This is a genomic window from Paraburkholderia humisilvae (genome assembly GCF_902859855.1).
Classification (GTDB): Bacteria; Pseudomonadota; Gammaproteobacteria; order Burkholderiales; family Burkholderiaceae; genus Paraburkholderia; species Paraburkholderia humisilvae.
This window is the reverse complement of sequence record NZ_CADIKH010000038.1, coordinates 38,966-52,548: the sequence shown is the minus strand read 5'-3', so window position 1 is coordinate 52,548 and position 13,583 is coordinate 38,966. Positions and strand designations below refer to the sequence as shown.

At 64.6% G+C, this 13,583-nt stretch carries 12 protein-coding genes; 8 read left to right on the top strand and 4 right to left on the bottom strand.

Annotation, left to right across the window (positions count from 1 at the left end):
* Positions 1 to 26: 26 nt before the first annotated feature.
* The 3 genes from HV796_RS29345 to HV796_RS29335 are packed head-to-tail and all read right to left on the bottom strand — an operon-like array spanning position 27 to position 2,987.
* Positions 27 to 1,481, bottom strand: a complete 1,455-nt coding sequence (locus HV796_RS29345; protein WP_175230541.1) for an NAD(P)(+) transhydrogenase (Re/Si-specific) subunit beta — start codon at positions 1,479 to 1,481, stop codon at positions 27 to 29.
* Complete coding sequence (locus tag HV796_RS29340; protein WP_175230538.1) at positions 1,478 to 1,804, bottom strand: NAD(P) transhydrogenase subunit alpha part 2; 327 nt, start codon at positions 1,802 to 1,804, stop codon at positions 1,478 to 1,480. The genes HV796_RS29345 and HV796_RS29340 overlap by 4 nt, the downstream gene beginning before the upstream one ends.
* A 40-nt stretch (positions 1,805 to 1,844) precedes the next feature.
* Positions 1,845 to 2,987: a Re/Si-specific NAD(P)(+) transhydrogenase subunit alpha gene (locus tag HV796_RS29335; RefSeq protein ID WP_175230535.1), complete on the bottom strand. Its 1,143-nt coding sequence runs from the start codon at positions 2,985 to 2,987 to the stop codon at positions 1,845 to 1,847.
* 239 nt (positions 2,988 to 3,226) lie between these two features.
* Between HV796_RS29335 and HV796_RS29330 the strand changes: the two genes are divergently transcribed.
* From HV796_RS29330 to HV796_RS29320, 3 genes are all read left to right on the top strand, one after another.
* On the top strand, positions 3,227 to 3,703 hold the full coding sequence (locus tag HV796_RS29330; protein ID WP_175230532.1) for an NUDIX hydrolase: 477 nt from the start codon (positions 3,227 to 3,229) through the stop codon (positions 3,701 to 3,703).
* A gap of 22 nt (positions 3,704 to 3,725) precedes the next feature.
* Positions 3,726 to 4,868 carry a tRNA 2-thiouridine(34) synthase MnmA gene (gene mnmA / locus HV796_RS29325; protein ID WP_175230529.1) on the top strand — a complete coding sequence of 381 codons (1,143 nt, stop codon included), beginning with the start codon at positions 3,726 to 3,728 and terminating at the stop codon, positions 4,866 to 4,868.
* Positions 4,869 to 5,021: 153 nt separating this feature from the next.
* The gene (locus tag HV796_RS29320) at positions 5,022 to 6,632 is read left to right on the top strand and encodes an FMN-binding glutamate synthase family protein (RefSeq protein WP_175230526.1); all 1,611 of its coding nucleotides are present in this window, start codon (positions 5,022 to 5,024) and stop codon (positions 6,630 to 6,632) included.
* A gap of 95 nt (positions 6,633 to 6,727) precedes the next feature.
* Here HV796_RS29320 and HV796_RS29315 read toward each other — a convergent pair whose 3' ends face one another.
* Complete coding sequence (locus HV796_RS29315) at positions 6,728 to 7,339, bottom strand: glutathione S-transferase C-terminal domain-containing protein (protein ID WP_175230524.1); 612 nt, start codon at positions 7,337 to 7,339, stop codon at positions 6,728 to 6,730.
* Between the two features lie 181 nt (positions 7,340 to 7,520).
* Between HV796_RS29315 and HV796_RS29310 the strand changes: the two genes are divergently transcribed.
* The 5 genes from HV796_RS29310 to purH all read left to right on the top strand — a co-directional run bounded on the left by HV796_RS29310 (position 7,521) and on the right by purH (position 13,477).
* Complete coding sequence (locus tag HV796_RS29310; RefSeq protein WP_175230521.1) at positions 7,521 to 8,966, top strand: aminopeptidase P N-terminal domain-containing protein; 1,446 nt, start codon at positions 7,521 to 7,523, stop codon at positions 8,964 to 8,966.
* 83 nt (positions 8,967 to 9,049) lie between these two features.
* Positions 9,050 to 10,291: a UbiH/UbiF/VisC/COQ6 family ubiquinone biosynthesis hydroxylase gene (locus HV796_RS29305; protein WP_377693316.1), complete on the top strand. Its 1,242-nt coding sequence runs from the start codon at positions 9,050 to 9,052 to the stop codon at positions 10,289 to 10,291.
* Between the two features lie 280 nt (positions 10,292 to 10,571).
* Positions 10,572 to 11,636, top strand: a complete 1,065-nt coding sequence (gene dusB, locus HV796_RS29300) for a tRNA dihydrouridine synthase DusB (protein ID WP_175230586.1) — start codon at positions 10,572 to 10,574, stop codon at positions 11,634 to 11,636.
* Positions 11,633 to 11,866 carry a Fis family transcriptional regulator gene (locus HV796_RS29295; RefSeq protein WP_075158126.1) on the top strand — a complete coding sequence of 78 codons (234 nt, stop codon included), beginning with the start codon at positions 11,633 to 11,635 and terminating at the stop codon, positions 11,864 to 11,866. The genes dusB and HV796_RS29295 overlap by 4 nt, the downstream gene beginning before the upstream one ends.
* A 45-nt stretch (positions 11,867 to 11,911) precedes the next feature.
* Entirely contained in the window at positions 11,912 to 13,477 is a 1,566-nt protein-coding gene (gene purH, locus HV796_RS29290; protein ID WP_175230517.1) for a bifunctional phosphoribosylaminoimidazolecarboxamide formyltransferase/IMP cyclohydrolase, read from the top strand.
* Positions 13,478 to 13,583: the final 106 nt, after the last annotated feature.

Below are 13,583 nucleotides of genomic sequence, written 5' to 3'. Positions count from 1 at the left end.
CGCCCGCGCCTGAGCGCGGGCATCGCCTATTCGACCGACTTCACCATATCCTCGATCACTTTCTTCGCATCGCCAAAGACCATCATCGTCTTGTCCATGTAGAAGAGATCGTTGTCGAGTCCGGCGTAACCCGCGGCCATCGAACGCTTGTTGACGATCACCGTGCGCGCCTTGTACGCCTCGATAATCGGCATGCCCGCGATCGGCGACTTCGGATCGTTCTTTGCGGCCGGATTCACGACGTCGTTCGCGCCGAGCACCAGCACGACATCGGTCTGGCCGAACTCGTTGTTGATGTCGTCCATCTCGTAGACGAGGTCGTACGGCACTTCCGCTTCCGCGAGCAGCACGTTCATGTGCCCCGGCATGCGGCCGGCGACCGGGTGAATCGCATAACGCACGTCGATGCCCTTCTCGACGAGCTTGTCGGTGAGCTCCTTCAACGCATGCTGCGCACGCGCGACCGCGAGCCCGTAGCCCGGCACGATCACGACCGACTCCGCATTGCCGAGCATGAACGACGCGTCTTCGGCCGAGCCCGACTTCACCGGACGCTGCTCCTGCGCGCCGCCCGCGGCCGCCGCGCCGGGCTCCGCGCCGAAACCACCGAGCAGCACGTTGAAGAACGACCGGTTCATCGCGCGGCACATGATGTACGACAGAATCGCACCGGACGAACCGACCAGCGAGCCGGCGATGATCAGCATCGCGTTATTCAGCGAGAAGCCGATGCCCGCCGCCGCCCAGCCCGAATACGAGTTCAGCATCGACACCACCACCGGCATATCCGCGCCGCCGATCGGGATGATGATCAGCACGCCGAGCACGAACGCGATCAGCGTCATGATGATGAACGGCAGCCACGACTGGGTCAGGAAAAACAGGATGCCGAAACCGATCATCCCGAGCGCGAGCAGCAGGTTGATCGTGTGCTGGCCCGCATAGACCACCGGCGCGCCCTGGAAGAGCCGGAACTTGTATTTTCCCGACAGCTTGCCGAACGCGATCACCGAACCGGAGAACGTAATCGCGCCGACGAACGTGCCGATAAAGAGCTCAATCCGGTTGCCGTACGGCAGGAAGTCCGGATAGGGCGCATCTTCGGCGACAAGACCGAACGCGGACGGCTCCGACACCACCGCATACGCGATGCACACCGCGGCGAGACCGATCAGCGAGTGCATCGCCGCGACCAGTTCCGGCATCTTCGTCATCTCGACGCGCGCGGCGATCAATGCGCCGATCGCGCCGCCGACCACCAGCGCCGCGAACAGAAGGCCGAGGCCGAGCCCGAGATTCGAGCCGAGCAGCGCGGCCTGCTTGACGATCAGCGCGATGGTGGTGAGGATCGCGAGCGCCATCCCGACCATGCCGAACACATTGCCCGCGCGTGCGCTTTTCGGGTTCGACAGCCCCTTCAGCGCCTGGATGAAGCACACCGACGCGACCAGGTACAGCAGCGTAACGACGTTCATGCTCATCGCGCGCCCTCCTTAGCCGGCGCGGCGAGTTTCTTCGGCTCTTTCTTCTTGAACATCTCGAGCATGCGCCGTGTCACGAGAAAGCCGCCGAACACGTTGACCGCCGCAAGCGCGACCGCAAGCGTGCCGAAGAACTTGCCCGCGCCGACCGTCAGCCCCGCCGCGAGCATCGCGCCGACAATCACAATGGCCGAGATCGCGTTGGTCACCGCCATCAGCGGCGTATGCAGCGCGGGCGTGACATTCCAGACCACGTGATAGCCGACGTAGATCGCCAGCACGAAAATGATCAGGTTGATCACCGTGTGGTTGATGACTTCCATCGCCGTTTCTCCTTATGGGGTGCTTACCGGATGATCGTGATCAGGCAGCGCGCACGACTGCGCCGTCGCGCACGAGCAGCGTCGCCGCGACGATGTCGTCGGCCAGATCGATGTTGAGCGTGCCTTCCTTCGTGACGATCAGCTTCATGAAGTCGAGCAGATTGCGCGCGTACAACGACGAGGCGTCGGCCGGCACCATCGCCGCGAGATTCGTGTAGCCGGCGAGCGTCACGCCGTGCTTCGTGACGATCTTGTCCGGTTCGGTCAGCGGACAGTTGCCGCCGCGCCGGCCGTCCACCTCCGCGCCGCGGCCCGCCGCGAGGTCGATCAGCACCGAGCCGGGCTTCATCGCCTGCACGGTTTCCGCCGAGATCAAGGTCGGCGCGGGGCGCCCCGGAATCAGCGCAGTCGTTATCACGACGTCGGCCTGCCTCGCGCGCTCGTGCACGAGCGCCGACTGGCGCGCGAGCCAGGAAGGCGGCATCGGTCGCGCGTAGCCGCCGACGCCTTCGGCCGCCTCGCGCTCGTCGTCGGTTTCGTACGGCACGTCGAGAAACTTCGCGCCGAGCGACTCGATCTGCTCTTTCACCGCAGGACGCACGTCGGACGCCTCGATCACCGCACCGAGGCGCTTCGCGGTCGCGATCGCCTGCAGGCCGGCAACGCCCGCGCCCAGGATCAGCACACGCGCGGCCTTCACGGTGCCGGCGGCGGTCATCAGCATCGGCATGAAGCGCGGATACAGGTCGGCGGCGAGCAGCACGGCCTTGTAGCCGGCGATGTTCGCCTGCGACGACAGCACGTCGAGGCTCTGCGCGCGTGTCGTGCGCGGCGCGGCTTCGAGTGCGAACGCGGTCAGGCCGGCCGCCGCAAGCCGCGCGGCGTTGTCTGCATTGAAGGGATCGAGCATGCCGACGAGCGTCGCGCCGCGCTTGATCAACGGCAATTCGGCTTCGGTCGGCGATTGGACTTTGAGAATGAGATCGGCGGCGAACGCGCCCGCCGTGTCGGTCATTTCCGCGCCGACGGCCACAAACGCGTCGTCGGGAAAGCTCGCGGGCGTCCCGGCGCCGCTTTGCACCGTCACCCGGTGGCCCTGCGACACATACTTTTTGACCGTCTCGGGCGTCGCGGCGACGCGGGTTTCGTAGGCGCGCGTCTCGGCTGGCACTCCGATGTGCATCGTGAACTCCTCCTCGACCTTCTTGTTTGACGAACTTGCCGACGAGGGCTCGCCGGCTTGCTTAATGCAACGGCTACTGTGTCACTTTAACCGAAACCCCGGCGCGCGATCCAAATTTGTCCGTGATCGGGCCGCGGTGAGGTTTGATGCGGGCTGCCGACTCGCCGCGAAGCACCGTGGCCGCCGGATGGCGGGTGGGCGCGGGCGGCGCACCCTCATAAACGGTAAAATAGCGGCCCATGAAACCGGAAACCTGGGCTCCGCATGTGACGGTCGCCGCGATCATCGAACGCGACGGGCGTTTTCTCGTCGTCGAGGAACAGACCCCCGCCGGGCTTCGGCTTAACCAGCCGGCCGGGCACCTCGAAGCGGGCGAAACGCTCGTCGAGGCGGTGGTTCGCGAAACGCTCGAGGAAACCGCGCATCCGTTCACGCCCAGCGCGCTGGTCGGCGTCTACATGACGCATTTCGCGCGCGCGGACAGCGACGGCACGACGTACCTGCGCTTCACGTTCTGCGGTACGGTCAGCGCGCCCGAGAACCGCGCACTCGATCCGGACATCGTCCGCACGTGGTGGATGAGCGCCGACGAATTGCGCGCGTGCCCCGAACGGCATCGCACGCCGCTCGTGATGCGCTGCATCGACGATTACCTCGCGGGCCGGCGTTTCCCGCTCGACTTCGTGCACACGCATTCGGTCGGGCCTCCCCGATAAAGAAGGCAGCAGGCACAAACAGATGAGCAAGCAGAAAGTCGTAGTAGGCATGTCGGGCGGCGTCGATTCGTCGGTGACCGCGTGGCTGCTGAAGGAACAGGGCTATGACGTGGTCGGCCTTTTCATGAAGAACTGGGAAGACGACGACGACAGCGAATACTGTTCGACCCGGCAGGACTGGATCGATGTCGTGTCCGTCGCCGATCTGATCGGCATCGACGTCGAAGCGGTGAACTTCGCCGCCGAATATAAAGACCGTGTTTTCGCCGAATTCCTGCGCGAATACTCGGCGGGCCGCACACCGAATCCGGACGTGCTGTGCAATGCGGAAATCAAGTTCAAGGCATTCCTCGATCACGCGATGTCGCTCGGCGCGGAAATCATCGCGACCGGCCACTATGCGCGCGTGCGCGAAGTCGACGGGCGTTTCGAACTGCTGAAGGCACGTGACCATACAAAAGATCAGTCGTACTTTCTGCATCGGCTGAACCAGGCGCAACTGTCGAACACGATGTTCCCGCTCGGCGAAATCCCGAAAACGAAAGTGCGCGAGATCGCCGAAAAAATCGACCTGCCGAATGCGAAGAAAAAGGATTCAACGGGCATCTGTTTTATCGGCGAGCGGCCGTTCCGCGAGTTCCTGAACCGCTACCTGCCGACGAAACCCGGTCCGATGAAGACCGCCGACGGCAAGCGGGTCGGCGAACATATCGGCCTCGCGTTCTACACGTTCGGCCAACGCAAGGGGATCGGCCTCGGCGGCAGCAAGGACGGCAGCGGCGAACCGTGGTTCGTGGCCGGCAAGGACATTGCGACCAACACGCTGTACGTCGCGCAGGGTCATGACCACCCCTGGCTGCTCAGCGAAACGCTGATTGCCGGCAACACCAGCTGGGTCGCCGGCGAGCCGCCGGCTGATGGCTTCGCATGCGGCGCGAAGACACGCTACCGTCAGGCCGATGCGGCATGTACGTTTACGCGCGCCGACACCCCGCAGGGGCACTTCTCGCTGCATTTCGACGACGCGCAGTGGGCCGTCACCCCCGGGCAATCCGCCGTGCTCTACGATGGCGATATTTGCCTTGGCGGCGGGATCATCGAGCACGCCGCGACCGCGCAGCCCGCGGCGCAGGCGTCTCACAATACGGCGCTCGCCGCGCGCTGACAGACGGCGGTCGAGGCGGCGCGCGAAAGCCATGCGATAACCTTTCATCCCGAGGCCGCGCGCGCAGCGCACCACGCCCTAACCCCGTGGCGGATTCCGTTCGCAATACGACGAACGATCCCGCCGCGGCGAATTGACTGCAACGGAGTCCCTATGTTTTCTCGACGTTACCTGGCGATGTGGTGCGCGGTGCTGCTCGCCTTGACCTGCGCGACGCTCGCCGTCACGGCGCACCTGGCGTGGTTCTGGCTGATCGTGCCCGTGCTGTTCGTCGTGCTGGGCGCGTGGGACCTGACACAACATCGGCACGCGATTCTGCGCAACTATCCGCTGTGGGGCCACTTCCGGTTCATGTTCGAGTTCATCCGGCCGGAAATCCGCCAGTACTTCGTCGAAGACGATACTGAAGAAAAACCGTTCTCGCGCGCGCAACGCAGCATCGTCTACCAGCGCGCGAAAAACGAAACGGACAGCCGTCCCTATGGGACCGAAATCGACGTGAAGGCGGTCGGCCACGAATGGATCAGCCACTCGCTCGCGCCGACCAAGCTGGACCATCACGACTTCCGCATCGTGGTCGGCGAGGAGCGCGAGCAACCCTATTCGATGTCGATCTTCAACGTCTCGGCGATGAGCTTCGGCTCGCTGTCGGCCAATGCGATCCGCGCGCTCAATCTCGGCGCGAAAAAAGGCGGCTTCGCGCACGACACCGGTGAAGGCTCGATGTCGAAGTATCACCGCGAGCATGGCGGCGACATCATCTGGGAAATCGCGTCCGGCTACTTCGGCTGCCGCAACGACGACGGCAGCTTCAACCCGGAAAAATTCGCCAGACAGGCGCGCGAGCCGCAGGTGAAGATGATCGAAATCAAGCTGTCGCAGGGCGCGAAGCCGGGTCACGGCGGTGTGCTGCCTGCCGCGAAGATCACGCCGGAAATCGCTGAGACGCGCGGCGTGCCGATGGGCCGCGATTGCGTTTCGCCCGCGTCGCACTCCGAATTCTCGACGCCGCGCGGCCTGCTCGAGTTCGTCGAGCGGCTGCGCAATCTGTCGGGCGGCAAGCCGACCGGATTCAAGCTGTGCATCGGGCATCCGTGGGAATTCTTCGGCATTGCGAAAGCAATGCTGGAGACCGGCATCCTGCCGGACTTCATCGTGGTCGACGGCGCGGAGGGCGGCACCGGCGCGGCGCCGCTCGAATTCACCGATCATGTCGGCGTACCGCTGCAGGAAGGGCTGCTGCTCGTGCGCAACACGCTCGTCGGCATCGGGCTGCGTCATCGCATCCGGATCGGCGCAAGCGGCAAGATGATCACCGCATTCGATATCGCGAAGACGCTCGCGATCGGCGCGGACTGGGTCAATGCGGCGCGCGGCTTCATGTTCGCGGTCGGCTGCATCCAGGCGCAAACCTGCCATACCGGCCGTTGTCCGACCGGCGTCGCGACGCAAGACCCGGTGCGTCAGCGCGCGCTGATCGTGCCCGACAAGTCCGATCGCGTATTCAACTATCACCACAACACGCTGCATGCGCTGCAGGAGATCGTGCAGGCGGCGGGGCTGCGGCATCCTTCGGATTTGCGGCCGCATCATATCGTGCGGCGTGTGTCGTCGTATGAAGTGCGGCTGATGTGCGATCTGCTGAAGTACCTCGAGCCGGACGATCTGCTCAACGGCAATTACCGCTATACGCTCTATGAGAAATGGTGGCCGGTCGCGCGCAGCGATTCGTTCACGCCGGAAGTGAGAAGCGTCGAGGCTTGAAGGATAGGCGGCATGCCGGGTGCATGCCGCGGCGGCCGTGCCGCGATGAGTGCCGCAAGCGCGCTGTCGCGCTTGCGGCGTGCGAGCCTGTGGGCTCAGCCTGTCAGCACCGTATCGATGAACGACTGCCGCTGCGAGAGCTTCTGGTAGTGCTTGTCCAGATTCGGATGCTGCTCGCGCCAGTTCAGCTCCGGCGTTCTGAAGTCGAGATAGCTGAGCGCGCAACCCACCGAGATATCCGCCAGCGAGTAGCGGTTGCCGGCGCACCACGCGTTGCTGCCCAGCCCTTGCGACATCGCGACGAGGCCTTCATCGACCTTGCGGCGCTGGCGCGCAAGCCATTTTTCGCTGCGCTGTTCCGGCTCGCGCAGCACGCCTTCGAGGCGCACCAGCACGGCGGCGTCCATCATCCCATCCGCGAGCGCCTCCCAGCAGCGCACTTCGATACGCTCGCGCCCCGGTTGCGGGATCAGCTTGCCGACCGGCGACAGCGTATCGACGTATTCGCAGATCACTCGCGAATCAAACACGGCCTCGCCATCTTCCATCACGAGGCACGGCACCTTGCCGATCGGGTTGAACGTATGAATGGTCGTCTCGTCGGACCAGACGTTGTCGAGCACCAGCTTGTAGTCGATCTTTTTTTCCGCGAGCACGATCCGCGCCTTGCGGACGAACGGGCTCGACAGCGAACCGATGAGTTTCATCACTTCTTCTGCCTTTTCTTGGACTGGGCGAAAGTATACGTGGAATGGCGATCTTTCAAGCAGTGCCGCAGCATCCCGCCAGCGGCGCCGGTGCGGCGTGTGGGCGGATTGCAACAATGCGGCTGCGCGCGGCCGTGACCGCTTGGGCATGGGGTTTGATATTGGGCGCTACAATCGCACGATGAACCTGCCGACCGAATCTTCCCTCGATCCGACAGCGGCCGTCGCCGTCTACCATCAGCGGCGCGAGCGTGTGCTTGCCGCGCTGCGCGCGGCCGGTGGCGGCGTCGCGATCGTGCCGACCGCACCTGAAGTGCTGCGCAACCGCGACGCCGACTATCCGTACCGGCACGACAGCTACTTTTACTACCTGACCGGCTTCACTGAACCGGAAGCACTGCTCGTGCTCGACGCGAGCGCGGCCCCCGATGCGCCCGCGTCGATTCTGTTTTGCCGCGCGAAGAACGTCGAGCGGGAAACATGGGAGGGCTTCCGTTACGGTCCGGAAGGCGCACGCGACGCGTTCGGTTTTGACGCCGCCTTTGCGTTCGACGAACTCGATACCCAACTGCCGCGCATCATCGCGGACAAGCCGGCTCTGCACTATGCACTGGGCGTCTCGGCGGAGCTTGACGCACACATGCGCCAGTGGCTCGACGCGGTGCGCTCACGCGCCCGTAGCGGCGTGCTCGCGCCGAGCGCGGTGCACGACCTGCTGCCGGTGCTCGACGAAATGCGCCTCTTCAAGGACAGCCACGAGCTGGCCGTGATGCGCCGCGCCGCTCAGATTTCCGCGCTCGCGCATCGCCGCGCGATGGCCGTGTGCCGGCCGGGCAGCCGCGAGTACGAGCTGGAAGCGGAGCTGCTGTATACGTTTCGCAAATATGGCGCACAAGCGCCGGCCTATGGATCGATCGTCGCGGCAGGCGCGAATGCGTGCGTGCTGCATTACCCGGCCGGCAACGCGGTCGCGCGCGACGGCGATCTGATCCTGATCGACGCCGCATGCGAACTGAACGGCTACGCATCCGACATTACACGCACCTTCCCCGCCAACGGCCGCTTTAGCGCCGCGCAACGCGAGTTGTACGACATCGTGCTCGCCGCGCAGCAGGCCGCGATCGACGTGACGCGCGCCGGCGTCCCTTTCAATGCACCGCACGAAGCCGCAGTGCGGGTGCTCGCGCAGGGACTGCTCGATACCGGCATCATCGGCCGCGAGCGCTTTGCGAGCGTCGACGACGTGATCGAGCAACGGGCCTACACGCGCTTCTACATGCATCGCACTGGACACTGGCTCGGCATGGATGTGCACGATTGCGGCGACTATCTCGAAAGACATCGTGAATCGAGCGTGCCGGCGGATGCGCAACAGACGCCGCTGTCGCGCACGCTTGCGCCGTCCATGACGCTGACGATCGAGCCCGGCCTCTATGTTCGCGCCGCCGAAGACGTGCCGCAGCAATACTGGAACATCGGCATCCGTATCGAAGACGACGCGGTCGTCACCGCGAACGGCTGCGAGTTGCTGACGCGCGACGTGCCGGTCGCCGCCGATGAAATCGAGGCACTGATGCGGGACGCCCGGACGCAGGACACTGCGCTCGCCGCGGGTGGAGCAGCATGAGCGGATCGACTTTGGATCAGGCGGGGCAGATGAACGGCGCCGCAGCGGGAGGGTCGTTGTCCCAGTCCGCGCAACAGGACGAATTGGCCGACACGCCGGCGCTTGCCTCTCAGACCGGCGCGCGGCCCGACTCGAACAGCCTGCCCGAGCCGCGGCAAGGTGAGCCGTTCGACTTCGACGTGACGATCGTCGGCGCGGGCCCGGTCGGGCTGGCGCTCGCCGGCTGGCTCGCGCGCCGCAGCGCGACGCGGGCGCTGTCGGTTGCACTGATCGATGCGCGCGAACCCGACGATGCCGCATCCGATCCGCGGTCGATCGCGGTGTCGCAAGGCAGCCGGATAATTCTGGAACCGCTGCGCTGGCCAACCGATGCAACCGCGATTCATCGAATTCACGTGTCGCAACGCGGACATTTCGGCCGCACGCTGATCGATCACGCGGAGCACGGCCTGCCGGCGCTCGGCTACGTGCTGCGCTACGGTTCGATCGTGCAATCGCTCGCCCAGGTGGTGCACGCGACGTCCGTGCACTGGTTCAAGTCGACCACCGCGCAAACGCCTGTGCAGGAGAACGACGGCGTGACGTTGCGCATTGACAGCGCCGGCGTCACGCGCCCGTTGCGCACCCGTCTGCTCGTCAGCGCGGAAGGCGGGCTGTTTCACGAGCAGCAGGCCCGCGGCGGCGGTACGCGCGACTATCGGCAAACCGCACTGGTCGGCACGGTCAGCGTATCGGCGCCACGACCGCACGTCGCGTGGGAGCGCTTCACATCGCAAGGGCCGATCGCGCTTCTACCGACCGGCGGCGTGCGCGGCGCGGACTATGCGCTTGTCTGGTGCTGCGCGCCTGAAGAAGCAGCACGCCGCGCGCAACTCCCCGACGACGCGTTTCTGCGCGAGCTTGGCATCGCCTTCGGCGATCGGATGGGACGCTTTACGCAGATCAACGGACGGGCGGCATTTCCGCTCGGTCTGAATACGGTGAACGTGCTCGTGAACGGCCGCGTCGTCGCGATCGGCAACGCCGCGCAGACGCTGCACCCGGTCGCGGGACAAGGCCTGAACCTCGGTCTGCGTGATGCGCACGCGCTGGCCGACGCGCTGTCGCAACACGGCGCGTCGCCGCTCGCGCTCGCTGCGTTCGCGCGTAGCCGCGCGCTCGACCGGCGGCTTACGATCGGCGCGACCGACACGCTGGCGCGCCTGTTTACGGTCGATTTCCCCGCGTTAGGAGCGCTGCGCGGCCTCGCGCTCACCGCGCTCGAATTCGTGCCGCCGGTAAAAACCGCGCTGGCGCGGCAAATGATGTTCGGGCAACGGCGCTAGCCTCGGTCACAAGGGCCAACCGCAGGGGCTGTAGCATCCGTGTTGGGGGATACCTGCCTGCGCCCGCCCGAGCAGCGCATGCGATGCCGGCGCCGCTCTATGACCGGGCGCAGTTTCATAGAAGATTTAACGGCTTATCAGGGATTCAACTCTGACGGGTAGTGAGCCGTTAACGTTAAAATAGAAACTTTCCCCTCGCGGTCCGCGGTTCCCGTGCGTGTCCCAGCGTCGTCTTCAGCGCTGTCGGATACGTCGTTTGCCGCGGCCAGTTCTACCGGTCATGCCCGTCATTGGCACGCACAATTTGCGCAACAACCTGTTCGTCGCCCCCATGGCGGGCGTCACGGACCGGCCGTTCCGGCAGCTCTGCAAGCGCCTCGGCGCAGGCTACGCGGTGTCGGAAATGGTTGCGTCGAACGCGCAGCTGTGGAAGAGCGAAAAGACCATGCGTCGCGCGAACCACGCGGGCGAAGTCGAGCCGATCGCGGTGCAGATCGCTGGCGCGGACCCGCAGATGATGGCCGAAGCCGCACGCTATAACGTCGCGAACGGCGCGCAAATCATCGACATCAACATGGGCTGCCCGGCGAAGAAAGTGTGCAACGTGGCGGCCGGCTCGGCGCTGCTGCAGAACGAGCCACTTGTGCAGCGCATCGTCGAGGCTGTCGTGAACGCGGTGGGCGTCGGGCCCGATGCGGTGCCCGTCACGCTCAAGATCCGTACCGGCTGGAATCGCGAGAACCGGAACGCGCTCACCGTCGCGCGCCTCGCCGAGTCCGCCGGCATCTCGATGCTGACCGTGCACGGCCGCACCCGCGCGGACCTGTATCACGGCGAAGCCGAATACGAAACAATCGCCGCGGTGAAAGCGGTGGTGAACATCCCGGTGGTCGCGAACGGCGACATCACGTCGCCGCACAAGGCGCGCGACGTATTGGCCGCCACCGGGGCCGACGCGATCATGATTGGCCGCGCGGCGCAGGGGCGCCCGTGGCTGTTCCGCGAGATCGAGCATTTTCTGCAAACCGGCTGCCTGCTGCCGCCACCGCGCATCGACGAAATCCAGCAGGTGATGAACGAGCATCTCGAGGATCACTACGCGTTTTACGGGGAATTCACAGGCGTGCGCACTGCGCGCAAGCATATCGGCTGGTACACTCGCGGCCTTTCCGGCGCCAACGTGTTCCGCCATCGGATGAATACGCTGGATTCGACGCGCGAACAGCTGCTCGCGGTCAATGAATTTTTCGATGCGCAAAAGGCGATTTCCGATCGCCTCGTGTACGTCGAAGACGAGATCAATAACAACGGCGAACGGGACCAATCCGACTTATTAGCAGCATGAGCAAGCACAATATCGAACAATGTGTCCGCGACAGCCTGGATATGTACTTTCAGGACCTCGACGGCTCCAACCCGCACGATGTCTATGACATGGTCATTTCGTGCGTCGAAAAACCGCTGCTCGAGGTGGTGCTCGAGCAGGCCGGCGGCAATCAGTCGCTGGCCGCCGAGTATCTCGGCATCAACCGCAATACGCTGCGCAAGAAGCTGCAACAGCACGGTCTGCTGTAGCGCACGCGCCCTGCCACGCCTTCTTCGGGCTTTACCGTTTTCATCATGATCAAGCAAGCGCTCATCTCCGTTTCCGACAAGTCTGGCATCGTCGATTTCGCGAAATCGCTGTCGGCGCTCGGCGTCAAGATCCTGTCGACCGGCGGCACCGCGAAACTGCTCGCGGATGCGGGCCTCGCGGTCACCGAGGTGGCCGACTACACGGGCTTTCCGGAAATGCTCGACGGGCGCGTGAAAACGCTGCATCCGAAGGTGCACGGCGGCATTCTCGCGCGCCGCGATTTGCCCGAACACATGGCCGCGCTTGAGCAGCACGGTATTCCGACAATCGACCTGCTGGTCGTGAATCTGTATCCGTTCGTGCAGACCGTGTCGAAGGAAGACTGCTCGCTCGAAGACGCGATCGAGAACATCGACATCGGCGGCCCGACGATGCTGCGCTCCGCCGCGAAGAATCACCGCGACGTGACCGTGGTGGTCGATCCGGCCGACTATGCGGCGGTGCTCGACGAAATGCGCGCGAATCGCAACACGGTCAGCTACAAGACAAACTTCCGTCTCGCGACCAAGGTGTTCGCGCACACCGCGCAATACGACGGCGCGATCACGAACTACCTGACCAGCCTCACCGAAGAGTTGCAGCACCGTCAGCGCAACACCTATCCGGCCACGCTCAATCTCGCGTTCGACAAGGTTCAGGACCTGCGCTACGGCGAGAATCCGCACCAGAGCGCGGCGTTCTATCGAGACCTGTCCGTAGCGGCGGGTGCGCTCGCGAATTACCGGCAATTGCAGGGCAAAGAGCTGTCGTACAACAACATCGCCGACTCCGACGCTGCCTGGGAATGCGTAAAAACATTCGACGTACCGGCCTGCGTGATTATCAAGCACGCGAACCCGTGCGGCGTCGCGGTGGGCGCCGATACGAACGAAGCGTATGCAAAGGCGTTCCAGACTGATCCGACATCGGCGTTCGGCGGCATCATCGCGTTCAATCGCGAACTGGATGAAGCGACCGCGCAAGCCGTCGCGAAGCAGTTTGTCGAGGTGCTGATTGCGCCCGCGTTCAGTGCCGGAGCGCGGCAGGTGTTTGCCGCGAAGCAGAACGTACGACTGCTTGAGATCGCGCTCGGCGAAGGTCACAACGCGTTCGACCTGAAGCGCGTCGGCGGCGGGCTGCTCGTGCAGTCGCTTGATGCGAAGAACGTTCAGGCGCGCGACCTGCGCGTCGTGACGAAGCGCTACCCGACGCCGAAGGAGATGGACGATCTGCTGTTCGCGTGGCGCGTCGCGAAGTTCGTGAAGTCCAATGCGATCGTGTTTTGCGGCAACGGCATGACGCTCGGTGTCGGAGCCGGACAAATGAGCCGCGTGGATTCCGCGCGCATTGCCAGCATCAAGGCGCAAAACGCGGGGCTGTCGCTCGCCGGTTCCGCGGTTGCATCCGACGCGTTCTTCCCGTTCCGCGACGGGCTCGATGTGGTGGTCGCGGCCGGCGCGACCTGCGTGATCCAGCCGGGCGGCTCGGTGCGCGACAATGAGGTGATCGCCGCAGCGGATGAGCACAACATCGCGATGGTCGTGACCGGCGTACGTCACTTCCGTCACTGAGTTCCCTCGCCGCAGGCGGCCGATGTCCGGCCGTGCTACATCAGGCCCGCGCGGAGAACGGCCCGGCAGTTTCGCACTGGCGGGCCGTTTCTCATCCGATTCGTTG

Excerpts from the sequence above, each read along its gene's own strand:
- HV796_RS29345 (WP_175230541.1), bottom strand. The coding sequence starts at position 1,481 with ATGAGCATGAACGTCGTTACGCTGCTGTACCTGGTCGCGTCGGTGTGC.
- HV796_RS29340 (WP_175230538.1), bottom strand. The coding sequence starts at position 1,804 with ATGGAAGTCATCAACCACACGGTGATCAACCTGATCATTTTCGTGCTG.
- HV796_RS29335 (WP_175230535.1), bottom strand. The coding sequence starts at position 2,987 with ATGCACATCGGAGTGCCAGCCGAGACGCGCGCCTACGAAACCCGCGTC.
- HV796_RS29330 (WP_175230532.1), top strand. The coding sequence starts at position 3,227 with ATGAAACCGGAAACCTGGGCTCCGCATGTGACGGTCGCCGCGATCATC.
- mnmA (WP_175230529.1), top strand. The coding sequence starts at position 3,726 with ATGAGCAAGCAGAAAGTCGTAGTAGGCATGTCGGGCGGCGTCGATTCG.
- HV796_RS29320 (WP_175230526.1), top strand. The coding sequence starts at position 5,022 with ATGTTTTCTCGACGTTACCTGGCGATGTGGTGCGCGGTGCTGCTCGCC.
- HV796_RS29315 (WP_175230524.1), bottom strand. The coding sequence starts at position 7,339 with ATGAAACTCATCGGTTCGCTGTCGAGCCCGTTCGTCCGCAAGGCGCGG.
- HV796_RS29310 (WP_175230521.1), top strand. The coding sequence starts at position 7,521 with ATGAACCTGCCGACCGAATCTTCCCTCGATCCGACAGCGGCCGTCGCC.
- dusB (WP_175230586.1), top strand. The coding sequence starts at position 10,572 with ATGCCCGTCATTGGCACGCACAATTTGCGCAACAACCTGTTCGTCGCC.
- HV796_RS29295 (WP_075158126.1), top strand. The coding sequence starts at position 11,633 with ATGAGCAAGCACAATATCGAACAATGTGTCCGCGACAGCCTGGATATG.
- purH (WP_175230517.1), top strand. The coding sequence starts at position 11,912 with ATGATCAAGCAAGCGCTCATCTCCGTTTCCGACAAGTCTGGCATCGTC.